This is a genomic window from Streptomyces sp. ADI95-16 (assembly GCF_003721495.1).
GTDB classification, from domain to species: Bacteria; Actinomycetota; Actinomycetes; order Streptomycetales; family Streptomycetaceae; genus Streptomyces; species Streptomyces goshikiensis.
Window position 1 is genome coordinate 425,649 of sequence record NZ_CP033581.1, and the last position, 21,374, is coordinate 447,022.

At 71.8% G+C, this 21,374-nt stretch carries 18 protein-coding genes; 6 read left to right on the plus strand and 12 right to left on the minus strand.

The genetic code is table 11. The features are described 5' to 3' along the window. Positions 1–42: 42 nt before the first annotated feature. Positions 43–705 carry a GNAT family N-acetyltransferase gene (locus EES41_RS02235; RefSeq protein WP_123075176.1) on the minus strand — a complete coding sequence of 221 codons (663 nt, stop codon included), beginning with the start codon at positions 703–705 and terminating at the stop codon, positions 43–45. 226 nt (positions 706–931) lie between these two features. On the opposite strand from EES41_RS02235, the gene EES41_RS02240 reads away from it, so the two are divergent. Continuing rightward, positions 932–3,607: an AAA family ATPase gene (locus tag EES41_RS02240; RefSeq protein WP_123075178.1), complete on the plus strand. Its 2,676-nt coding sequence runs from the start codon at positions 932–934 to the stop codon at positions 3,605–3,607. 45 nt (positions 3,608–3,652) lie between these two features. On the opposite strand, the gene EES41_RS44105 is transcribed toward EES41_RS02240, so the two are convergent. Then, positions 3,653–5,185 (minus strand): dihydrofolate reductase family protein, encoded by a 1,533-nt coding sequence (locus EES41_RS44105; protein ID WP_367995760.1) that lies wholly within the window; start codon positions 5,183–5,185, stop codon positions 3,653–3,655. A 330-nt stretch (positions 5,186–5,515) separates the two neighbouring features. On the opposite strand from EES41_RS44105, the gene EES41_RS02255 reads away from it, so the two are divergent. After that, the gene (locus EES41_RS02255) at positions 5,516–6,970 is read left to right on the plus strand and encodes an MFS transporter (protein ID WP_123075180.1); all 1,455 of its coding nucleotides are present in this window, start codon (positions 5,516–5,518) and stop codon (positions 6,968–6,970) included. 150 nt (positions 6,971–7,120) lie between these two features. After that, positions 7,121–7,900, plus strand: a complete 780-nt coding sequence (locus tag EES41_RS02260; RefSeq protein WP_123075182.1) for a maleylpyruvate isomerase family mycothiol-dependent enzyme — start codon at positions 7,121–7,123, stop codon at positions 7,898–7,900. Between the two features lie 44 nt (positions 7,901–7,944). On the opposite strand, the gene EES41_RS02265 is transcribed toward EES41_RS02260, so the two are convergent. The 5 genes from EES41_RS02265 to EES41_RS02285 all read right to left on the minus strand — a co-directional run bounded on the left by EES41_RS02265 (position 7,945) and on the right by EES41_RS02285 (position 13,231). Further along, the gene (locus tag EES41_RS02265; protein ID WP_123075184.1) at positions 7,945–8,556 is read right to left on the minus strand and encodes an HdeD family acid-resistance protein; all 612 of its coding nucleotides are present in this window, start codon (positions 8,554–8,556) and stop codon (positions 7,945–7,947) included. 170 nt (positions 8,557–8,726) lie between these two features. Next, positions 8,727–9,680, minus strand: a complete 954-nt coding sequence (locus tag EES41_RS02270) for an ion transporter (RefSeq protein ID WP_123075186.1) — start codon at positions 9,678–9,680, stop codon at positions 8,727–8,729. 396 nt (positions 9,681–10,076) lie between these two features. Further along, positions 10,077–10,658, minus strand: a complete 582-nt coding sequence (locus EES41_RS02275; protein ID WP_254211267.1) for a ribosome-inactivating family protein — start codon at positions 10,656–10,658, stop codon at positions 10,077–10,079. A 284-nt stretch (positions 10,659–10,942) separates the two neighbouring features. Beyond that, positions 10,943–11,707: a neocarzinostatin apoprotein domain-containing protein gene (locus EES41_RS02280; RefSeq protein ID WP_216827232.1), complete on the minus strand. Its 765-nt coding sequence runs from the start codon at positions 11,705–11,707 to the stop codon at positions 10,943–10,945. A gap of 219 nt (positions 11,708–11,926) precedes the next feature. Then, positions 11,927–13,231, minus strand: a complete 1,305-nt coding sequence (locus EES41_RS02285) for a VCBS repeat domain-containing M23 family metallopeptidase (protein ID WP_123075192.1) — start codon at positions 13,229–13,231, stop codon at positions 11,927–11,929. Between the two features lie 923 nt (positions 13,232–14,154). Here EES41_RS02285 and EES41_RS02290 point away from each other — a divergent pair. Continuing rightward, positions 14,155–14,874: a methyltransferase domain-containing protein gene (locus tag EES41_RS02290; RefSeq protein WP_123075194.1), complete on the plus strand. Its 720-nt coding sequence runs from the start codon at positions 14,155–14,157 to the stop codon at positions 14,872–14,874. Between the two features lie 487 nt (positions 14,875–15,361). On the opposite strand, the gene EES41_RS02295 is transcribed toward EES41_RS02290, so the two are convergent. After that, a complete protein-coding gene (locus EES41_RS02295) occupies positions 15,362–15,964 on the minus strand; it encodes a hypothetical protein (protein ID WP_123075196.1) in 603 nt (200 codons plus the stop codon). Positions 15,965–16,087: 123 nt separating this feature from the next. Further along, positions 16,088–16,852 (minus strand): rhomboid-like protein, encoded by a 765-nt coding sequence (locus EES41_RS02300; protein ID WP_216827233.1) that lies wholly within the window; start codon positions 16,850–16,852, stop codon positions 16,088–16,090. 98 nt (positions 16,853–16,950) lie between these two features. Between EES41_RS02300 and EES41_RS02305 the strand changes: the two genes are divergently transcribed. Beyond that, the gene (locus EES41_RS02305; protein ID WP_123075198.1) at positions 16,951–17,961 is read left to right on the plus strand and encodes a helix-turn-helix domain-containing protein; all 1,011 of its coding nucleotides are present in this window, start codon (positions 16,951–16,953) and stop codon (positions 17,959–17,961) included. A 62-nt stretch (positions 17,962–18,023) separates the two neighbouring features. Continuing rightward, the gene (locus EES41_RS02310) at positions 18,024–18,536 is read left to right on the plus strand and encodes a hypothetical protein (protein WP_123075200.1); all 513 of its coding nucleotides are present in this window, start codon (positions 18,024–18,026) and stop codon (positions 18,534–18,536) included. Between the two features lie 103 nt (positions 18,537–18,639). On the opposite strand, the gene EES41_RS02315 is transcribed toward EES41_RS02310, so the two are convergent. From EES41_RS02315 to EES41_RS02325, 3 genes are read right to left on the minus strand one after another with little or no spacing between them, the layout of a single operon-like run. Continuing rightward, positions 18,640–19,479: an alpha/beta fold hydrolase gene (locus EES41_RS02315; RefSeq protein WP_254211268.1), complete on the minus strand. Its 840-nt coding sequence runs from the start codon at positions 19,477–19,479 to the stop codon at positions 18,640–18,642. 51 nt (positions 19,480–19,530) lie between these two features. Beyond that, a complete protein-coding gene (locus EES41_RS02320) occupies positions 19,531–20,256 on the minus strand; it encodes an alpha/beta fold hydrolase (RefSeq protein ID WP_123075204.1) in 726 nt (241 codons plus the stop codon). 44 nt (positions 20,257–20,300) lie between these two features. Further along, complete coding sequence (locus tag EES41_RS02325) at positions 20,301–21,185, minus strand: helix-turn-helix domain-containing protein (RefSeq protein WP_164495716.1); 885 nt, start codon at positions 21,183–21,185, stop codon at positions 20,301–20,303. Between the last annotated feature and the right edge of the window lie 189 nt (positions 21,186–21,374).

The window sequence follows — 21,374 nt, forward strand, 5'->3', positions numbered from 1 at the left end:
ACGGCTTCGGGCCGCGCCTCGCCACCACGCCGCGGGCCGTGATCAATGTGCGTCCGGGCCCCGCAGGGCGCTGGTCAGCGGGGCCAGTACGCGCCATCCTGTCGTCTCGTACAGGGCGCGGCCCTCTGGTGTCGCGCCCAGTACGCCTGCCGTGGCCCCCTGCGCTGCGGCAGCCTCGGTGAGCCCGTGCATCACCAGGCGTCCCAGGCCGCGGCGCTGGTGGGCCTGGTCGGTCTCCACCTGGTCGACGACGGCGCTGTGGCCGGTGACGGCGATCTGGCCGCGGGCGGCGAAAGCGCCGTCGGTGGTGCGCACCAGGGCGCGGGTGACGCCGTCACGCGTCCAGGTGTCCATCTGGTAGCCCTCGGGGACGGGGCCCGGGGCGCGGGTGGGGGCGACGGGCAGGGGGGCGGACATCAGGTAGCCGGCTCCGCCTGCGAGGTGCCAGCCGGGGGCGAGCCAGGGTTCGAGGGTTTCCGGTGGAACGAAGGCCTTCAGCCAGACGCCGGGCGCGGTGGTGTGCTCGGTGATCTTGTGGACGGTCGCCGCGTCCGCAGAGTGCAGGACGTGGCGCATGACGTGTCCGGACAGGCCCACGTCGATGGTGAACCCCCAGGCGGAGGGCGCGGGTTCGGCTGCACCGCGCGAAGCGGACCAACCGTGAACCCATGCGTGTACGGCCTCGGCCGTGTGCGCGAAAGGCAAGACTTCTCCCTCGTTGGTAACAGGTGAACTCGTGCAGCGATTATTACACCAGGAGCTGCGGTGGATCGCGGAGGACGCCCAACCCCGGCGGACCCCCGCATGGCGGCCGGCACCACCAGCCCTGGTGCCGGTGGGCCGGTGATCATCGGGATAGTCTCCGGGAGCTGTCGCGCGGTCCCGTCGGGTCCGGGCGGGGTGGTCCGTACACGGGAGTCGGGGGTAGGTCGTGCGGGGGCGGTACGCGGAGCGGGAGCGGATCGAGCAGTTGCTCGCGGATGCCCGCCGGGGGGCGAGTGGCGTCCTGCTGGTGCACGGTGAGGCCGGGATCGGGAAGACCGCGCTGCTCGACCATGCCGCGGGGCAGGCGCACGGTGCGCGGGTGTTGCGGGTCGAGGGCATCGAGTCCGAGATGGAGATGGCCTTCGGCGGGCTGCACCAGCTCTTCCTTCCGGTGATGGACCTGGTCGACGCGTTGCCGCAGCCCCAGGCGGCCGCGTTGCGGTCGGCGTTCGGCCTGAGCGGTGAAGGCCTGCGCGATCGCTTCAGCGTCGGGCTCGCGGTCCTCACGCTCCTGTCGGAGGCCGCGGCCGAAGGCCCGCTGCTGTGCCTGGTCGACGATGCCCAGTGGCTCGACCAGCCGTCGGTGGACATGCTGGCCTTCGCCGCGCGCCGGCTCCGGGCCGAGGGCGTGGTGATGCTCTTCGCGGTCCGCGACGGGGCGCCCGGTGCCACCGTGAAGGGGCTGCCCCGGCTGCTGGTCGAGGGGCTGGAGCGGGGGGATGCGGCCGAGTTGGTGGCGGGCCTGCCGCCGTACGTCGTGGACCGCGTCATCGAGGAGGCCCGCGGCAATCCGCTGGCCCTGATCGAACTGTCGGCCGCGCTCACCCCGGCCCAGCGCGCCGGGCGGCTCGGGCCGTCCGTACTGCCCGACGCGGCCGCCGGGCTGCCGAGCCGGCTCCAGGACGGCTTCCTGGAACAGATCCGCCGGCTCCCCGAGGCCGCCCAGGTGGTGCTGCTGGTGGCCGCCGCCGACGACACGGGCGACCTCGCCGTGGTGCTGCGCGCGGCGGGGCGGCTCGGCGCGGCGGTCGAGGACCTGGAGCCGGCCGAGCGCGCCGGGTTCGTCCTGCTCTCCGGCGAGGCCCTGCGGTTCCGGCACCCGCTGGTGCGGTACGCCGCGTACCAGGGCGCCCCGCTCGTCCGGCGGATCGCCGCGCACCGGGCGCTGGCCGGGGCGCTGGGTGAGGCCGGCCAGGCGCACCGGCGGGCCTGGCACCTGGCCGCCGCCTCGACGGGACCGGACGAGACGGTCGCCGAGGAACTGGAACGCGTCGCCGAGTGGGCGGACAGCCGGCAGGCGATGGCGTCGGCGTCCGCCGCGTACGAGCGTGCCGCCCGGCTCACGGCGGATCCGCGGTCGCGGGCGCGGCGGCTGGTGTCGGCGGCGCAGCGGGCCGCGGATGCCGGACAGGACGAGCGGTGCGGCGCGCTGGCCGACCAGGTGCCGCTGCCGCTGGAGGACGCGGGCGTCGCGGCGAGCTTCGCGCGCGCCCGGGCCGTGGTCGAGCTGGGGTACCGCCGGCCGCGGGCGGCGGCTCGGATCCTGGTCGACAGCGCGGACCTGACGGGCGTCGAGCGACCGGACATGACGGCCTCGCTGCTGACCGATGCGGTCCACGCGGCGTTCTGCGCCGGGGACGCCGCGCTGGTCGAGGAGATCGCGCTCCGCTCCCCCGCCCTGCCGGTGCTGGCCGTACCGGCCGGACTGTTAGGTGGTGACGTGCCCGGCGGGCTGGAGGCGCTGCGCGCACTCGTGGACGTCCCGGCCGATGGTGTGATGGATCGTCTGATGACCGGGATCTACTTGCAGTTGACGGGCGATCACTCGGCGGCCCGGGAGGCCGCTGCCGCAGTCGTCGCGCACTGCCGCGACCAGGGCGTCAGCGGCTGGCTGCCCACCGCGCTGCATCTGCTGGTCCAGACGGAGCTGTCTCTGGGCCACCACGAGGAGGCGTCGGTACGGGCCGCCGAGGCGCTCCAGTTGGCCGAGTACTACGACCTGGCTCACCGGGCCGCCCATCTGCGTGCCGCTCTGGCGATGCCGGCCGCCGTCCGGGGCGAGGAGGACCGGGTCCGTACGCTCACCGGCGAAGCGTTGGAGTACACCCGGCCGCGCGGGGTGGGCCGGGGCACGGCGGACGCCCTGTGGGCACGGGGCGTGCTCGAACTCGGCCTGGGAAGGGCGGAGTCGGCTCTGGAGCGGTTGGAGGCGGCGGGTGAGGAGGTGGGCCACCCGCTGCTCCGCCTGCCCCTGCTGCCGGATGTGGTCGAGGCCGCGGTACGGGCCGGCCGCCCGGAGCGGGCGTCGCAGACGGCGCGGGCGCTCGGGGAGTGGGCGACCGCGCTGGGACAGGACGCCCTCGCCGCGTCGGCACGCCGCTGCCTGGCGCTGACCGGCCCGGACGGTGAGGCCGAGGAGCACTTCATCGCCGCGCTGACCCTGCACGAGGGCGGCAGCGACTACGACCGGGCCCGTACGGCGCTGTTGTACGGGGAGTGGCTGCGTCGCATGCGCCGCCAGATCGACGCCCGGGACCAGTTGCACGATGCTCTCGACGGTTTCGAACGGCTGGGTGCGCGGCCCTGGGCCGACCGGGCCCGGACGGAACTCGGCGCCGCGGGTGGGGAGACCGGGCTGACCGTTCGCGAGGACGGGCCGATCGGTCTGCTGAGCCCGCAGGAGCGCGAGGTGGTTCGGCTGGCGGCGGCCGGTGCCAGCAACCGGGAGATCGGCGCCCAGCTGTTCCTGAGCCCGCGCACGGTCGGGCACCACCTCTACCGCGCCTTCCCGAAACTGGGCGTCAGCTCCCGCACCGAGCTCGCCGACCTGCTGGCCTCGTGAGGCGGGCGGCTTCATGAAGCCGCCGGCCTCGTGAAGCGGCCGGCTTCACGAAGCGGGACCCGGCTCCGGCGCCGACCAGATCAGCCGGGTCTGGGCGGTCCGGTAGCCGGCCCGGGCGAACGCCGCGGCCATCGGCGCGTTGTCGGTGTCGGTGGTGGCGGTGATCAGCTCGGCCCCCGCCTCCACCTGCACCCGGGTGATCTCGGCGAGCACGTCGTCGACGTATCCCTGTCCGCGCAGTTCGGGGACGACGCCCAGGTAGCCGACGTTGCGGGCGTACGGCGTCGCCGAGGGCAGGGCCAGCCCGGCGACCTTCCCGTCGGGGGTACGGGCAAGGCGCCACCACGACCGCTCCCCCGGGCAGCTGAGGTAGAAGTCCACTTCCTCGCGGGCGGTGGCTTCCGCGCCCATCACCACCAGGTTCCGGCGGGTCTCCCCGTCCAGGCTGCCCACGGCGATCCGCCGGAAGACGTCCAGGAACTCCTCGTCCGTGCCCTCGGTGAAGACGAGGCGCCCACGGGATGCGGGGAGCCCGGCCTCGGGTGTCCATTCCAGGCGCAGCCGCTCGACCACGTCGGTCAGTCCGGCTCCCAGCGCGGCGTCCCGCCGCCAGTCGGCGGCCGCGACCGCCGCGGGGTCCTCGCGCCAGCCGTTCGGCAGGGTCAGGTTGTAGAGCGGGGGCTCGGCCGCGCCCTGCTCGGCGAAGGCCCGCAGGCCCGCGCTGATCAGCCTGGCCCCGAGAGCGGCGCGGTCGGCGACCGAGGGGTCGACGTACAGGCAGTCCAGCGCGACCGGGTGCTCGCTGGTGGCCCGGCCCCACCACAGTGCCCGGGCCACCACCCGGCCGTCCTGCTCGGCGATCCAGGTCCACTCGGGGCGGTACATGCCCTCCTTCAGTTCCTCCAGGTACCGGTCGGCGGGGATCCAGCCGACGGGTTCGTCGACCGTCACGGCGGTGACACGGTCGAGGTCGGCCCCGGTCGTGGGGCGGAGCAGTATCGGGATGCTCGTCTCCTTCGCGTAGGTGGTGATGGCGGCGCCGGTGTTGAAGACGCGGGAGTCGGTCAGCTTGAAGCTGCCCGGACGGAACGGTGCGTCGAAGAGCGGTATGCCGGAGCCGATGACGACGGGGTAGCGCTTGATGATCAACTCGTCTATCTCCTCCAGCAGTTGCCCGGCCAGATTGGCCCCGCCGCACAGCCAGATGCCCTCCCCGTCCTGCGTCTTGAGGTCGCGGACGAACGCCACCGGGTCGGTGGCGACGACCTCCACGGCAGGGTCGAGCCGGGCCAGGGTGCGGGAGAAGACGTACTGCTTCAGGTGGGGGTAGGGGCTGGTGACCCCGGCCGCGAGACCGGGCTCGTAGGTGACACGGCCCATCAGCACCGTGTCGAAACGCTTGTTGGCGACCCCGTCGAGGCCCAGCGGTCCCCGGCCGTGGGCGGGGATCGTCTCGGGATATTCCGCCAGCAGCGCGGCGGCGAGATCGCCCTCGAAGGGGAAGAAGTCGAACTGACCGTCGGGGCCCGCGATGAATCCGTCGAGGGTGGTGCCGACGTAGTAGGTGAGCTTGCGCACACGTCCTGCTTTCGTTGTTCGGCGCCCGGTGCTTGTGCTTGGTGTTCGGCGCCTGGTGACGTCACTGACGCTAGGGCGCCGGCCTGCGGCAGGCATCAGTCACCTCGACGTAACGTGGACGGCCGCCCAGGCACCAAGGACGGTCGCCCTCGACGGGCACCGCCGACTTGAACCGGATGGCCCTTTGGGTTCGCCCCCGCGGACCGTTGAAGTAAACATACGGTCGTGCGTACACTCATCTCGAAGTGCGGCCCCGCACGGAGTTCTTCGCGCTGCGCGCCGGGCCGTCATGTCCAGCACGGAGCGGAAAGACGAGAAGGGGACGCGTTCGTGACGAATGCCAATGCAGAAACCGTCGCGGCGGGGCCGGAAGCCGCTCCCGCGGTGCCGTGGCCCGCCGTGTCGGTCGTGATGGTGGGCATGTTCATGGCCATCCTCGACTCGTTCATCGTGGTGGTCGCGGGCGCTGCGATCCAGGCCGACCTGGGCGCTTCCGTCGGCCAGTTGCAGTGGATCCTCGCGGGCTACCAGCTGAGTTACGCCGTGTTCATGATCACCGGCGGACGCCTCGCGGACCTGTACGGCCGCAAGCGGGTCTTCATCACCGGCACCGCCGTCTTCACCCTGGCCTCACTGGCCTGCGCCCTGGCCCAGAACCCGGGCACCCTCATCGGGGCCCGCATCGTCCAGGGCCTGGGCGCGGCCCTGATGGTGCCCCAGGTCTTCGCCGTCATCACCCTCGTCGTCCCCGGGAACGCGCGGCACCGGGTGTTCGGCACCCTGGGCATCGTGATCGGCCTGGCGACCATGGGCGGACAGCTCGTCGGCGGCCTGCTGATCGGCGCCGACCTGTTCGGCACCGGCTGGCGGTCGGTGTTCTGGGTCAACGTCCCGATCGGCATCGTGACGATCGTCTGCGCGGCGAGGTGCGTACCGGAGTCGCGGGCGACGGGCACCCGCAAGCTCGACGTGCCGGGCGTACTCGCCCTGAGCGCCGCCCTCCTGCTGCTCACGTTCCCGCTCATCCAGGGGCGCGAGGCGGGCTGGCCCTGGTGGACCTGGGCCTGCTTCGCCGCGAGCCTCGCCGCCTTCGCGCTGTTCGTCGCGCTGGAACGCGGGATCGACCGGCGCGGCGGGGACCCGCTGATGAGGCTGAGCCTGTTCTCGCAGCGTTCGTTCTCGCTCGGCATCGTCCTGGTATTGGCCGTGTACGCGCTGCTGACCTCCTACTACCTGGCCCTGTCCATCTCCATGCAGGAGGGACTCGGAATGTCGGCGCTCGGCGCGGGGCTGGTGTACACCCCGGCCGCGGTGACCTTCTTCGTCTTCAGCAAGGCCGCGGGCCGGCTGGTGCCGAAGTACGGCCGGCGCGTCCTGGAGGTCGGTGCGGTGGTGCTCGCGGCCGGCTACCTGGCCACCGCGGTCGTCCTGCTCTGCGGGCCGCGGCTGACACCCCTGCTGATCATCCCCACCCTGATGTTCCAGAGCGTCGGCGGCGGACTGCTGATCACGCCCCTGCTGAACACGGTCCTGAGCCGGATCGCCCCCGAGACGGTGGGCATGGCGTCCGGGGTGCTGTCGACCGCGCAGCAGATCGGTGGCGCGCTGGGCGTCGCCGTGATCGGAGCGGTCTTCTTCAACTCCTTCCGCCCCGAAGCCGACGGGAGGGCCGAGGCCGCGGGCCACGCCTTCGCGATGTCGTCGCTGACCACCTGCGCCATCGCGGTACTGGCGGCCGTACTCGTCTTCCTGCTCCCGACCAAGAAGACCCCGGCGGACGGCTGAGACCCGTGCCGGGAGGGTCCACTCCGACGCCGGCGAGTTGACATCCTCGGCGCGTGCGAATTAACTTCGAATGCTTGATGACATAAACCATCTACTCCATGAAGTATCCGTGCGGCCCGAGACGGCATCATCGGAGGAAGGGCACATGCAATGAACCCCGCCCAGCACGGAGCGGCCGTCGCAGCCGAGACGGCCGAATTCGTCGCCACGGTCACGGCAGCCGATCTCTCCACCCCGGTGCCGACCTGCCCCGGCTGGTCTCTCGCGGACCTCACGCGGCACGTCGGCAGCGTGCACCGCTGGTTCACCGAGCTGCTTCGCCAGCGCATCCAGCACCCGCCGACCAGCCGTGCCGTGGACCTGCGCCTGCCGGAGCACCCCGACGCCCTCCCGGACTGGCTGGCCATGAGCGCGGCGGAGGCCGCAGAGGTGTTCGCCGCCACCGACCTGGACGCGCCGATGTGGGCCTGGGGAGTCGACCAGCACGCCCGGTTCTGGGTCCGGCGCATGCTCTTCGAGACCCTCGTCCACCGGGTCGACGCCCAACTCGCACTCGGGCTGTCCCCTCAGATCGACCGCGCACTGGCGGTCGACGGCATCGACGAGTTCCTCACCAACCTTCCGCATGCCGCCTCGTTCGCACCGCTGACCGCCCAGCTGCGCGCTCCTGACCGGACCATTCGCTTCAGCTGCACGGACGCGAACGCGGACGCGAACGCGGACCGCGACTGGCTGGTCGAACTGCGCCCCGACGGCTTCGCCCTGGTGGCCGACCACACCGAGCCGCACGCGGCGGACGCCACTGTCCGAGGAACCGCCGCCGACCTCCTCCTGCTCCTCTACGGACGCCTGGACCACCGGAGCGACGCCTTCCAGCTGCTCGGCGACACGAGCCTGCTCGCCCACTGGTTCACCCACTCGGCCTTCTAGGGCTCGTAGCTCACCAACACGTCGAGGCCGCGCGCCGGCCGCGTTCACCCCGGGGGCGGCGTGGGGGTGACCCGGCGGGTGGCGGAGCGCAGCGCGAAGGCCATCACCACTTCGAATACGCCGAGCAGGACGAGCCACAGTCCCAACAGTCGCGTCAGGGCGACGGCGGAGTCGACCGGGAAGCAGAGCACGATGATTCCGGCGACGGCGCCGAGGACGCCCAGACCGAAGTGCAGGCCTCGGTGCACGAGTGCGCGGTCGGCGATCGAGACGTACGCCGTGAGCACTCCGGTCAGCAACCAGAAGACTCCGACGATCAGGGACAGCGCGCCGATCGTCTGCATGGGGTGGCGCAGCACCAGCACACCGGCCAGGAACGCGAGCACGGCGATGAGCACGCCCGCCAGCCTGCTGCCGCCGCGGTCGCTGCTGTGCGAGAAGGCCCTGACGAAGCCGAAGCCGCCCGCCACCAGGAGTTGCAGGCCGATGATCACGGCCAGGATGTGCAGCGTCTCGTCGGGCCATACGAGGATCAGGATGCCTGGGATCAGGGTCACGAGGCCGAGGCCGAGGCCCCAGCGCCATGAGCTTCCGAGCTTGTTGAGTACGTCCTCCGGGTCGGTGTCCGCGTACTGCGCTGCTACGTCACGGGTCATCACGCCTCCTGGGCCAGCCGAGCGGCCCGCGGGGGGCACCTCGAAGCCGCCGGACATGCCTCATTTGTCCTTCGGGCTCATTTTAGGCCGCAGTGGTGCCGCCCGCTGATCCGCCGGGCGCGCCCACCCGTGGATCACCACTGCGGCTGCCGCCGGGCATCGTCGTCCGCCTACCTCGCGCCCGCCGACACCACCCCGGCCGGCGTCGGCTCGGTCGTGACGGGCGGCGCCGCGCTTGCGGGGACGAGCCGGGCCTCCATGTCGTCGAGGGCGCTGCGAACCGCCGCGATCCGCAGGAGGAGGTCGTCAGCGTCCTGCGTCGCAAGCCGCACCGGGTCCGGGGCGGACGGCCGGGGGTCCGGGGCGGCCCGCTCGGCCCGATTCGCTTCCTCCTCCATTTCGCGCGCCTCCTCCAGAGCGTTGAGGACGACGCCGATCAGTACGTTGACCAGGACGAAGGAGGCAAGGAGCACGTAGGAGGCGTAGTAGATGATGCTGAACGGGGAGACCGCGAGTCCGGCATGGACGGCGTCGCCCAACCCTTCCAGCGTCATCAGCAGGAACAGGGTCAGTCCGGCCCGGCCGAGGGAGCCGTAGTGCGCCGGGTCGTGGTCGGCGAAGGAGATCCAGCCGATCACCGCGTACACGTAGAGGATCAGGGCGCCGACGAACAGGAAACTGACCGTTCCGGGCAGGGATCGGCCGACGGCGACGAGCAGGACCCGCAGCTGCGGCATGAACCGCGCGGTACGCAGGACACGCGCGAGGCGCAGCAGTCGTAGCAGGGTGGCGTTCTCCCTCAGGAGCGGGATGAAGGCCGAAGAGACCACCAGCAGGTCGAACACGTTCCACGGATCGCGGAAAAAAGCTTTCGGCCGGTCGGCGTGCGCGCCGAGGCGGATCAGCATCTCCACGCTGAAGGCCACGACGCAGAACCGCTCGGCCGCATGCAGGGGGACGGCGTACGCGAGCGAGAGTCCGCTATAGGTCTCGACACCCAGCAGTACGGCGTTGAGGAGAATCACCGAGATGACGGCCACCGAAAACACGGGCGCCCCGCATACGCCTCGGCAGCGCGCGGCAAGTCTCGCGCGGCCGCCGTGCGTCTCGATGAGGTCTGACATTCAAGCTCCCTTGCCGGCCACCGGCACCCCGGTCGCACGCTGGTCGCGCCCCGACCGGATGCCGAGACTTTGATCAAGCTCCAGTCGTGTAACGCCGCACGGCCGAATTCGAGACGCCCAGGCCCGACACATCGCCCGATCGAGGAGCGACATCGACCGGTCACATGGGAGTACAAACGCCCCCGCGTCCGTCGAGGTCGGGATAGTCCTCCCCCTGGAAACGGCGAGCGGCCGCCCACCTCATCCCTGGGGGCGGCCGCTGCCTCAACGAGTCGTCAGTTCCGTATCAAGGCCGCCTTCCGTCAGTGATGCCATTTCGATGACCGGTGCGATTGGATATCACATTCGGTCCTGGTCCGTGGATCCCCGGGTGCCGGGGTGCCCGGGTATGCGATTTCAGGCGGCTGCCGCAGTCGACAGTCGACCGCCGGTCATCCAGATGCGCGACATCACATCGGCCAGGGCGGGATATCGGGCGGCCTCGCAGATCATTTCCGAGAGCACGAGCATTCCGTGTGCGGTGCACTTCGGATCGCGGTTGCGGTGCAGCCAGGTAACCGCGATGCCCAGAGGCCGGCGCCCCAGGAAGATCCCCAAACGCCGCACGGCTGCGGCCGATTCCAGGTCGGAGCGGCTTCCGCCGAACGGCAGGACTTCGGTTCGACGGATCCCCGGTGGCGCGATGGAGTCCTGCACGTGGCGGACGCACGCTTCTGACGGGGCCTGTCCGCTCTCGCACGCGTTGCGGAATCCGACGATGCGCATTCCCGCGTCCTGGAGGCGAAGCTCGATGTAGAGCTCGATGGACAGATCCCGCACCTGGACTTGCAGGGGCAGGTAGGCCATTTCCCCCGGCTGCCGAGAGTCCCCGCCGAAGAAGCCCTGGGCGTCCTCTGCTCTCGACCGGATGGTCGACGTCAGCTGCTGGTAGTCGTCCACTGATGCGTGCGCGGGGGAAAAGGACACCGGCTTCAGCATGGCCGCCCCCATCAGGAGAAGCCTCCGTAAAACAACCTTCCTTGCAGTAATCTCACGGCGATCGGTTCGATCCTGCTGTATTCACGCATGCGCAGCCACCGCCTTCGACATCATCCCATCGCAGGGTTCGGATCGGTCCGATCCTTTGTAGTCGCGAAGATGGCGGCCGGGCGAATAGTTGGCCTGTGATGCTAAGAAATCGGCGCGTCGCCCCGGACACGAAGCACGACGGCCCGGCCCCCGCAAGCCGGTGCTCGCGGTGACCGGGCCGTCGCCGGGTACCGTCAGCCGGCGGCCTTGGCGCCCGCCGGAGCGAAGTGGAGGGGGTGGGACACCGAGCGCGGTCCGCGGACCCGAGTCCCGAGCACGACCACCTCGCAGCCCGGCGCGACGCGGCAGTCGACCGCGCGCCCGTCGCCGGTGGTGAAGGTCGCCGACAGCTCGACCGTCTCGTCCAACCACCCCTTGTCGGTGGTGGCGGGCGGGCGGCTCCGGGAGCGGCAGCCGGTGGCCTCCGTGGAGCCCGCGGCGCACTCCAGGACCACCGGGTGGTACTGAGGCTCGTAACCGCGCCCGGTGATGTGTACGGACTGGCCGTCCACCAGTTCCTCGGACGGATCCACCCGGACGGTGGGAGCCGCTTCCAACGCACCGCGCGGCTGGAAGCGCAGCGGGACGGTGTCGAGGACCGCGCCGGTGTTGTCCGTCAGGGCCAGCCGGCACGGGTGCGCCGCGGTGGCGGTACGGCAGTCGAAGGTGCCCGCACCGGTGGCGAGTTGTGCGTAGAGCTTCTTCGGCGACAGCGGCAAGGAGCCGTCCGGCAGCACGCGGAACTGCCGCCCGGTGTCCTCGTCACAGGCCCCCGCCACCGTGTCCGGGGCGCACACCTCGACCCACACGTACGCCTTGGGCGGGCCGCCCTTGACCGAGAACTGAGCTATGTCCCCGTCGAGCAGCCCACTGGTCCGCTTCACCGCCAACTGCGGAGCCACGGAGCCCGCTTCGGCCGCCCCGCCCGCGGCCAACCCGGCCCCGGCCAGGGCCACCACGAGCCCGGCCCTCCCGAGAACCCCCCACAACCCCATCACTGCCCCTCTCCGTCGCGCCTGTCCGGTCGGAAGGGATCCTCCTGTCCCCCGGCCGCCCCCACAAGGACGCGATCAGGCCGCACCCGAAGAGCCACGGTGCGGATCGGAAGGGGCTCGGTTCTGCCAGTCGCCGGTGGAAGAGGGCTCGCCCCCGGTCGCGGACCGGGGGCGAGTCGGGAGTCAGTTGTCGAAGTTCCAGCCGGCGCCGTTGTCGATGCGGGCGCCGAACTTGCCGGCTCCGAGGCCCGGGTAGACGTAGAGCTTTCCGTCGTTCTGGCGGGCCACGATGTCGTTCTTGCCGTCGCCCGTGTAGTCGCCGGACCCGCTGACGCTGGACATCGTGTCCCAGCCGGTGCCCGCCTCGATGCGCGCTCCGAGCTTCCCGTCGCCCAGGCCCGGATAGACCAGGAGCTTCCCGGATTCCTCCTCGACCGCCACGACGTCGTTGCGCCCGTCACCGGTCAGGTCGCCCGCGCCGACGGCCACGCTCATCGAGTCCCAGTTGGTTCCGATCTGGACGCGCTCACCGAAGTGGCCGTTGGACAGGCCCGGATAGAGGTACAGGTTCCCGGTCTCGGTCTCCATCGCCAGGAGGTCGCCCTTGCCGTCGCCGTTCAGGTCCTGCGCACCGGAGATGCGCATGCTGTTCCAGCCGACCCCGTTGTCGATACGGGCGCCCAGGTGGCCGTCGGTCTGCCCGGGGTAGACCCACAACCTGCCGGAGGACTTCTCCACGGCGAGGACGTCGGATCGGCCGTCGCCGGTGATGTCACCCACGCCGGACAGCTGGTTGATGGAGCCCCATCCGCCGTTGTCGATCCGGTCGCCGAACTTGCCGTTGCCCAGCCCCGGGTAGAGCCACAGGGTCTTGGCCCCGGTGCTCGCACGGGCCAGCAGGTCGGGCTTGCCGTCGCCGGTCAGGTCGCCGACCGACGAGACGGGGGCGGGCGAAGCGGGCTCGGGGGAACCGCAGTTGTTGCTGGTGATGTTGCGGTCGGAATAGGAGTACGCCGTCCCGTCGAAGACCGCGGGTTGCCCGACGCCGTTCAGCGTCTGCTCGAAGTGCAGGTGCGGGCCCGTGGAGTTCCCGGTGTTGCCGACCCGGCCGATCATCTGGCCCGCTGCGACGGTGGCACCGGGGGTCACCGCCGTGCTGGACAGGTGGGCGTAGTGGGTGGTCCAGCCACCGCCGTGGTCGATGCGGACATGGTTGCCCGCCCAGCCTCCGGCCGAGTCCGCGACGGTCACGGTGCCCGCCGCGCTCGCCACGACCGGACGACCGGTGTCCTCCGGGTAGTAGTTCAGGTCCACCGAGTAGGCCGGTTGGTGCTTCGAGTACGTGCTGGCGGCCCAGGTCTCGCCGCACGGGGCGGGAAGCTGGAAGTCGGGCCGGCCGGCGGCCTGTGCGGTCGGAAGGCAGACCACGGAGGCGACGACGGCGGCAGCCGCGGCAAGCGTGGCGAAGGGAAGGGTGCGCTTGGGCATGGCGGGGTTCCTTGGGAGTCTGCGACGGGAAGGTCAGGGGCGGCAGGCCGCATGCCGGTGGTGGTCCGGGCAGGGGCGTGCGGTGGGTCGGCCCGCGTGGACGGCTGCCCTGCAGGAACAGCGGTCGGACGGTGGGGCCGTGGGGCGGTGTGGACCTGGTGGTGTGTCAGGGCCGGCCCAGTGGAGCCGGGTCGGACCGCCCCGCCGGTCAGGCGGGTCGTGGCGCGCCGCTGGGCGCGGAGGTCATACGGGAAGGCGCGCGGGGTCGCACGGTGTGCGGGGCCGGCGTCCTGCCGTGGCACCGGATCGGGGGTGCCGTGGTTTGTTCAAGACCAGCGCGTGTTGTCCTCGGCGGCGATGACAGGGGCCCCGACGGGCGCTGTCGAGGCGGCCGGGGCGGCGGCGTGGGCGAGACGGATGCGAGACATGATCGTGTGCCCTTTCCTGACGTGCGGTTGGTGTCCTTGGCGTGTCCTGAGCCGGCCTGCGCCCCACGATGGCGCGCGCCGCCCGGTTCCTCGCCCGCCGGGCGGTTCTCCCTGCGGACAAGAACTACTCTCTCCGCTGGTCAGGTGGGGTGGAAGGCCCTACGCCTGGACGCAACTGGCCTTGTCCGCTTCCGTCCGCGGGCCCACCGAGATGGGCCACCGCTTGATGGACCACGGCCTCGGCGGCGGCCACCAGGCCGCCGATCCGCGGGTGCGGACCGTGGGTTGCTCCTCCGGGTGCCACTGCGCCTGATCGACGGCATGAGTACGGGCGCCGCCCGGACCACAGGTTCCAGTGCCTCGACCAGCCCCTGTCCCCGGGGCTAGGTCGGGCGCCCGCTGGGTAACCACCAGGCACGGCGGACCCCAACGCCCCACCCGCCACCCCGCCGCACACCGCCGCACACCGCACACCGCACACCGCAGGGAGACCTCATGACCGTGTCCGACCGCTACCGCACCGCTTGGGACGGCTTCTGGGAGCAGAGCTCCGGCGAGCCGGGCGAAGCCTTCTGGGACGCGGACCCGGCCCTGACGGCGCGGCGCGACCTCGACCACCTCGCCCCGTACGCCGATCACTCCCTCCCGGTCGCCGACCTCGGGTGCGGCAACGGCACCCAGACCCGCTTCCTCGCCACCCGCTTCGCCCGCGCCGTCGGCGTCGACCTCTCAGCCGCCGCCGTCGCCCACGCCCGCCGCGCCGACCCCGACGGCGCCGCCGCGTACGAACAGCTCAACCTCGCCGACCCGGTCCAGGCCGGCGCCCTGCACGAGCGCCTCGGCGATACGAACGTCTACATGCGGGCCGTCCTGCACCAGAGCGACCCCGAGGACCGCCCCGCGGTGGCCGCCGCAGTCGCCCGGCTAGTCGGCGCGCACGGTCGCGCCCTCGTCCTGGAACCGACCGGCGAGGCCAAGGAAGTCATCGCCGCCATCGCGGCGCAGCCCGGCGGCCCCTCCCCCAAACTGCGCCGCGTCAAGGAACACGACCTGCGCCCCGGCGAAGTCGCCGAGGGAGAAGTCGCCGCCCTGCTGCGCGCGGCCGGCCTCACCGTCCTCGACGAGGGCGCGACCGCCCTCGCCATGAGCGAGACCCGCCTCGACGGCTCCCCGGTGGAACTCCCGGCCCGCTGGTTCGTCGCCGGCCGCCCCTGACCCGGCGCCCTCCGGTGCCGGTGCCCGGTCCGGCCGGCACCGGCACCATGCGCAGGCGAGCACGGGGGCGCGCGGGGCGCCTGACAGGTGGTGTCCGCCGAGGGGCGGGGAAGGCGGCAACGATCCCCCTCACCCGCACGGACCAGCCGCCGTGCGCAACGGCCTGTCCAGCCGAGCACACGCTCGGTCGGGCCGTGCGCGACGGCGGGAGAGACCCCTGCCCGGTGGCCGAGTCCTGCTGGAGACGGGCTACTTCGGGTCGGTGAACCGTGCCCCGGCCCCCGACAGGGGGGCAGGGGCTCCCCCCGACCGGGTCACCCAACCGCACCCGGCGCATCCGGGCGGGCCGGTACGCCGGGGCCTGCCGACGCATTCGATCCGTTCACCCGGCCAACGTATCCGGGGCCGCTGACACCGGCCGGTCCGGACGCGCAGGAGCGGACGCGGCGCCTGGACAGCGCCCCCGGGTTGCCGAGTGCCTGCCTGATCACTTCCCCGACGGGGTTGGCGGCAGCCAATCGGCATGCGCGGCCGCGAGTCGGTCGCGCGCTTCGACGCTGCCGGCGAAGACGTCCGCACCGCCGTCGTAGGGATGGAAGATCCATGCGCAGGTCGCGTCGGTCAGGATGACGCCGTCCGTCACGTCATCGGCCACGCACAACAGGAGCTGGTCGAGCGCGGGATCGTCCAGATGCGTGCGGGAGACGTAGTGGTGCTGCCATGAGTGGAAGCCGGGCTCCGTCGCGAGGTCGTCACTTCGCCAGTGCACGGCCTCGGGGACGGCGGCGGTGACCGCCGCATCCCGCGGTGTCGGTGACGGGGTCGCGGACCAGGCGCAGGTGATCGCCTTCAGCGTTCGGTCCGCTGACGGGCGGTCATCGAGCAGTGCCGCCAGGAGCGCACGGTGGCGGCGCAGGATCTCCGCGTGTTCGGCCGGTGAGGTGGCGTACCGTTTGGCCCCCGGGAGGCTGTGGAACCGAACCCACCGCTCCGCGTATCGGCGGCGAACCAGGTTCGCGACGGGTGGGCAGCCTGGCCATGAGCTGTCCCAGGCTCCTTCGAATACCGCGATGTCCTCAGTCTGTCTCACACCACTCATGGCATCGCAACGTAGTCGATCTTGGTCTTGGCGGAAACGCAATACTTTCGGCTCGTCGCCGGCCCTGCGCGCCTGCGGGCATTGCCCGTGCGGCCACGGCCACCCGCTGTCCGATCAGACCGATGAAGGTGTCTCCGTTCCGGCTGCCGGTGACGTCGGTTCCGCAGCGGGCTCTCGGTGCGGCTCGGAGTCGCTCGCGGCCGAGGACGGGCCGGTGGCGCGGACCCGGTGGCGCCTGAAGGCCGGGACGCCCAGCAGCCCGAAGCCAAGGGCCGCCGCCGTGAGATGGCCGATCGTGATGAAGTCCGGCAGCGGCCCGTTCCACTCGACGCCGCCGAGGGGCCACGCGAGGACGAAGACGGTCCAAGGGAGGCGGCCCCGGCGCGGCAGGGCGAGCGTGCCGAGCGCCAGCACGGTCTGGGCGCCGTAGCTGACCCCGTAGTCCAGGGCGTGCCGCACGGCCGTCGGATACCAGCCGTGCCGCAGCGCAACGGTGATGACGACAGCGGTGAGCAGGGTGGCCACGACATGCCCGCCGAGGAACACGGCGGCGGCGCGCCGCTTCCCCCACCGGCGCTCCGTCCAGGCGAGGAAGCAGCAGACACCGAGGCCCAGGGTGATCAAGGTACCCACGAACTCGACCGAGGTGACGTCCGTGAGCGTGCCGTCGAAGAACAGCACGCTGCCGAGCAGCGCGGACAACGGATGGTCGTGGAGGTTGTCCAGGTTGGTGCTGAGGTGGCCCAGCACGTCGGCCGCCCGATCGGCGGAGAGTCCGTGGCCGACCCAGGCGTGGCTGACCAGGAGCAGGCAGACATAGGCGAGGGTCAGCGGCGCCCGGCGCGGGTAGTCCCGCACGGCGCGGAACGATCTGTCCAAAGGGGCCCACAGTGACGGAGAGTTCATAGCGTGGCATTCTCCAGGCCGGACCGACGGCGGGGACGGGCGGGTACCTCAGCCATGACAGGGGGATCGGAATGTGGTCGACGGTGTCGTCGGGCGGTCTGCCCGCGGGAGAGCGGTTCGAGTGGTTCTCCGACCTCGTCTCGCGTGAGGTGATGCCTACCGTGATCAGCAGCGAGCGGCCGGCCTCCTTCCATACCGAGGCCGCGGTGATGGAACTCGGGGAGCTCCGGGTGTCGCGCCTGGCCTACTCGCCGCTGCGTTCGCGCCGCACGCCCGCACTGATCCGGCGGAGCGATCCGGAGCAGTACCAGCTGGCCTTGGTGAGCGCGGGCGCCATGTCGCTGACGCAGCACGGGAACGACTGCGGTGCCGGTGTCGGCGACCTCGTCTTCTGGGACACTTCGCGGCCCTCCGACGCCCGTTCCCCGACCGGCGACGACCGGGAGCAGCAGCTGGTGATCCTCCAACTGCCCCGCACGGTGTTGCCGTTACGGCCCCGCCAGCTCGACCGCCTCCTTGCGCGCCGCATCGCGGGTGGGAGCGGGATGACGCCGGTCCTGGCCTCTTTCATGACGAGCCTGGTGGACCACGGTGACCAGTGCACGCCGACGCAGCTGCGCCAGCTCGGCACGGTCGCCGCCGACCTCGCCGCCGCCTGCCTGGCCCAGCGGCTCGACACCGAGGAGCAGCTCCCCGCCGAGGTCCGCCAACGGGCCCTGGTACAGCAGATCCACACGTACATCGAGCACAACCTCGGTGACCCGCAGCTGAACCCCGCGGTCATCGCCGCCCGCCACGGCATCTCGGTACGCAAGCTCCACCAGCTCTTCCAGGGCCATGACGAGAGCGTCCACAGCCGGATCCGCCGACGCCGCCTGGAGCGGTGCCGCGCCGATCTGGCCCTGCCCGGCGCCTTGGGCCGGCCGGTCCATCTCATCGCCGCCCGCTGGGGGTTCAGTGGGCCGGCGGTCTTCAGCCGCGCGTTCCGTGAGGCGTACGGCGTCAGCCCCACCGAGTTCCGTGCGCTGAGCATCAACGAAACCTGCGCCGGCTGCACACTGCGGAGATCGGCTCTTTCCTAGGCTCGGTCGCACGAAGCCACGGGGAGCGGTTCGCGCTCCTCCCGCATTCAGGGGGAAACACGGTGGAACAGAACAAGAACGGGATCGCGCGGATCGCGGCGGTGGCGGTGGCCGCCCCGCTGCTGGCGCTGACGACCGCCACCTCGGCGTCCGCGTCCACGGCCGCGAGCACCGTCAGCTGGCAGAACGCGCAGACCGGCGTGTGCCTCAACTGGGAGAACACCTGGAACGGCGGCGTCAAGGTCGCGGTGGGGGGATGCAGCAGGTCGGGCAACGTCGACGTGTCGCAGTGGCGGGCGACGTCCAACGGGAAGTACTGGACCTACCGCCCGTCCCGGACCACCGACAGCGGCGGCTGGACGAACGTGTGCCTGACCTCCTACAACACCCTCGTCTACCTGGAGACCTGCCAGGACGGCAACTGGTGGCAGCAGTGGGAGGAGATCTGGACGCCGAGCGGCTGGAAGCTCAAGCACCGCGGTGACGGACAGGTGGCCGGCTACTTCCTGGACACCAACGGGTCGAGCCTCTACACGGAGCCCGGCAACCAGGGTCTGTACCAGGTCTGGAAGTAGCGGGTCCGGCGCCTGTCCGCCCCGCGCGGGCGGGCAGGCGCCCGTACGCCGGTGGCGCGGGGCCCGCTTCGATGCGCCGGTCGCCCGCTTGCCGGCAAGGCCGTCAGGTGCGGGTGAGGAACTTTTCCAGGACGGCGTTGAACTCGTCGGGGTTCTCCAGGAACGGGAAGTGCGAGCCGGCCGACTCCCTGGGGAAGACGTGGAGTTCGGCGGCCGGGATCCGTTCGGCGATGTACCTCTGGGAGTGCGGGTCGACGTGGCTGCCCTCGCAGCCGAGGACCAGGGTGGGCCTGTCGATGCGGGGCAGTACGTCGCGCCAGTCCTGCGCGCAGTGGTCGAAGAGCAGGGGGACGCCCGCGTACGCGGGGGTGGACTCGATCTCGTCGGCGACGAAGGCGAGCAGGGCGGCGTCGGTGGTGTCGCCGGTGAACATCGAGCGCACGAAGTCCTGCCGGGCCCGGCGGCCGTCGGGCCCGGCGAGGGCGGCGCCGAGGTCGAGCAGCCCGGTGACGTCGAAAATAGCGCCGGACTCACGCTGTTCGGCCTCGGTCATCCAGGGCACCGCGGCGACCGCGGCGGGCTGGTCCACGATGACGAGCCGGCGGATGCGGTCGGTGCCGTACTGGTCGATGAAGCTCCACCAGACCGAGGCGCCCATCGACCAGCCCAGCGCGTCGAACGCGGACAGGCCGAGGTGCTCGACGAGTTCGAGGACGTCGCGGGAGAGCCGGGCGATGCGGTAGCCGTGGTGCGGTTTCGCGGAGCGGCCCTGGCCGCGCAGGTCCACCGTTACGACGCGCCGCCCGGCGGAGAGCTCCTCGAACTGGTGGCGGAACATCTCCTGGGTCTGCCCCCATCCGTGCAGCATGAGCAGGGGCGTCCCCTCGCCGCCGCTGTCACGGTAGGCGAGACGGACCCCGTCACCGGTGGTGAAGTCCTCCACAGTCTTCCTTCTTCCTCTTGGTTGTGTGGGTGGGCGGCACATCGCCGACGCTCACGCCGGGCGGAGCGCGTGGACGGCCTGGATGATGAGGTCGGCTACGAGGCCCGGCTGGGAGAGGGTGATCGCGTGGGAGGCGGTCTCCGCCTCCTGGACCGATGCTCCGGCGCGATGAGCGGTGAACCGTTGGATCTCGGGGGGCATCGCCCGGTCGGCGCCGGTGATCAGCGCCCATGTGGGCTTGCCGCGCCAGGCCGCGACCGGTGCGGTGTCGGTGAGGGTGTTCTCGGCGATGGGGCGCTGGATCGCGGCCAGGACCTCCGCGAGGTCCGGCGCGACGTCGGCTGCGAAGACTTCGGGGTAGGCGTCGGCGCGGATGGTGAGCTCCGTGCCCGGGCCGTCGTCGGCGCGGGGGCACGGCGAGCGTTGCAGGGAGGCGACCGCCGGCGCGGGCGCGAAGCGGTCCTGGAGGTCCGTGTAGCTCTCCCCGGCCTCGGGGAGGTAGGAGGACACGTAGACCAGGCCGAGGATCCTGGCCGCGGCCCCGGCCGCGGTGATCACGGCCCCTCCGTAGGCGTGGCCGACCAGGACCACCGGGCCGTCGATCCGGTCGAGGAAGGCGCTGAGGTAGGCCGAGTCGTACGCCAGGCCCCGCAGCGGGGTGGCGGCGGCGAGGACCGGGATCCGGTGGCGCTGGAGTTCGGCGACGACACCGATCCAGCTGCTGGTGTCGGTGAACCCGCCGTGGACGAGAACGACGCTCGGGACGGTGGTCGGCATTGGCGGGGCCTTTCCGGGCGGGGCGGCGTCCAGAGGTTCTTCGGTCACGGCATGAGGTCTTGGGGACCCGGGCGCGAGGCGTGGGTCTGCCACTGGCTCGGGGAGATGCCGAAGGCGTCGCGGAACACCCGGCTGAAGTGCGCGGCGCTGATGAAGCCCCATCGGTGGGCCACGGCCGCGACGGTGCTGGTACGGATGGGGGTGCGGGCGAGTTCCCGGCGGCACTCCTCCAGCCGTCGGCGCCGCACCCACTGGCCGACCGTCACGCCCTCCTTCTGGAACAGCCTGTGCAGGTACCGCACCGAGATGTGGTGGGCGCGGGCGACTCTCTCCGGTGACAGGCCGGGGTCCATCAGGTTCGCGTCGATGTGGCGGCGGATCCGGGACAGCAGTTCGGCGCGGGTGGCCGGGTGAGGTGCGGTCTCCTTCTCCAGGAGATCGGTGATGAGGAGGGAGAGCAGGTCGGCGGCGTTGTGGGCGAGCCGGTGGCGGAAGGCGGGGAGTTGGTGGTGCGGTAGGCCCGAGGCGCGCTCCCAGGTGGCGAGTTCCAGCAGGAACCGGGAAGCCAGCGAGCCGATCCCGGTGCTTCCCGGGGCACGCAGGCCGCCCAGGTGCGCGAGTTCGCCGCGCGCGGGGGCAAGGTAGAAACGCGGGACGCGGAACCAGAGGAAGGTGCTGGACACGGCGTGCAGGAGGTTCGAGGGCTGGGGGGCGCTGCTGATCAGCAGGTCGCCCGGCTCCAGGGGGGTGTCCACGCCACGGCGCCGGACGAGCGCGGTTCCCTGGCGGTAGACGCCCACGTGCAGGTGGTCGTCGCGTCCGGCTCCCGGGGGCGGCGGCAAGAGGTCTATGCGGGCCGGCCCTCCGCCCGCCTGCGAGCGGGCACGGGCGGCCGGTCGGCCGGTTTCGGGCATGGCTGTGGTGTCCAACTGGATCACGGTGATTCCAATCCGGGGAAGGGGAGAGCGGCCGGGCGAGCGGGCCCGGATGGGACGTGGCCGAGGAACAGGACCCCGATGGTCTTGAACGCGGCGGGGTGCTCCGAGAGGTGGGGGAACGCGAAGCGGCCGTCTGGGCGGCGGCGGGGCCTGGTCTCGCGCGGGCTGCGGGCTTGCGGC

Bases quoted from the DNA above. Each gene is read 5' to 3' on its own strand.
- EES41_RS02260 (WP_123075182.1), top strand. From the start codon at position 7,121: ATGAACCCCGCCCAGCACGGAGCGGCCGTCGCAGCCGAGACGGCCGAA.
- EES41_RS02265 (WP_123075184.1), bottom strand. From the start codon at position 8,556: ATGACCCGTGACGTAGCAGCGCAGTACGCGGACACCGACCCGGAGGAC.
- EES41_RS02270 (WP_123075186.1), bottom strand. From the start codon at position 9,680: ATGTCAGACCTCATCGAGACGCACGGCGGCCGCGCGAGACTTGCCGCG.
- EES41_RS02275 (WP_254211267.1), bottom strand. From the start codon at position 10,658: ATGCTGAAGCCGGTGTCCTTTTCCCCCGCGCACGCATCAGTGGACGAC.
- EES41_RS02285 (WP_123075192.1), bottom strand. From the start codon at position 13,231: ATGCCCAAGCGCACCCTTCCCTTCGCCACGCTTGCCGCGGCTGCCGCC.
- EES41_RS02290 (WP_123075194.1), top strand. From the start codon at position 14,155: ATGACCGTGTCCGACCGCTACCGCACCGCTTGGGACGGCTTCTGGGAG.
- EES41_RS02305 (WP_123075198.1), top strand. From the start codon at position 16,951: ATGTGGTCGACGGTGTCGTCGGGCGGTCTGCCCGCGGGAGAGCGGTTC.
- EES41_RS02320 (WP_123075204.1), bottom strand. From the start codon at position 20,256: ATGCCGACCACCGTCCCGAGCGTCGTTCTCGTCCACGGCGGGTTCACC.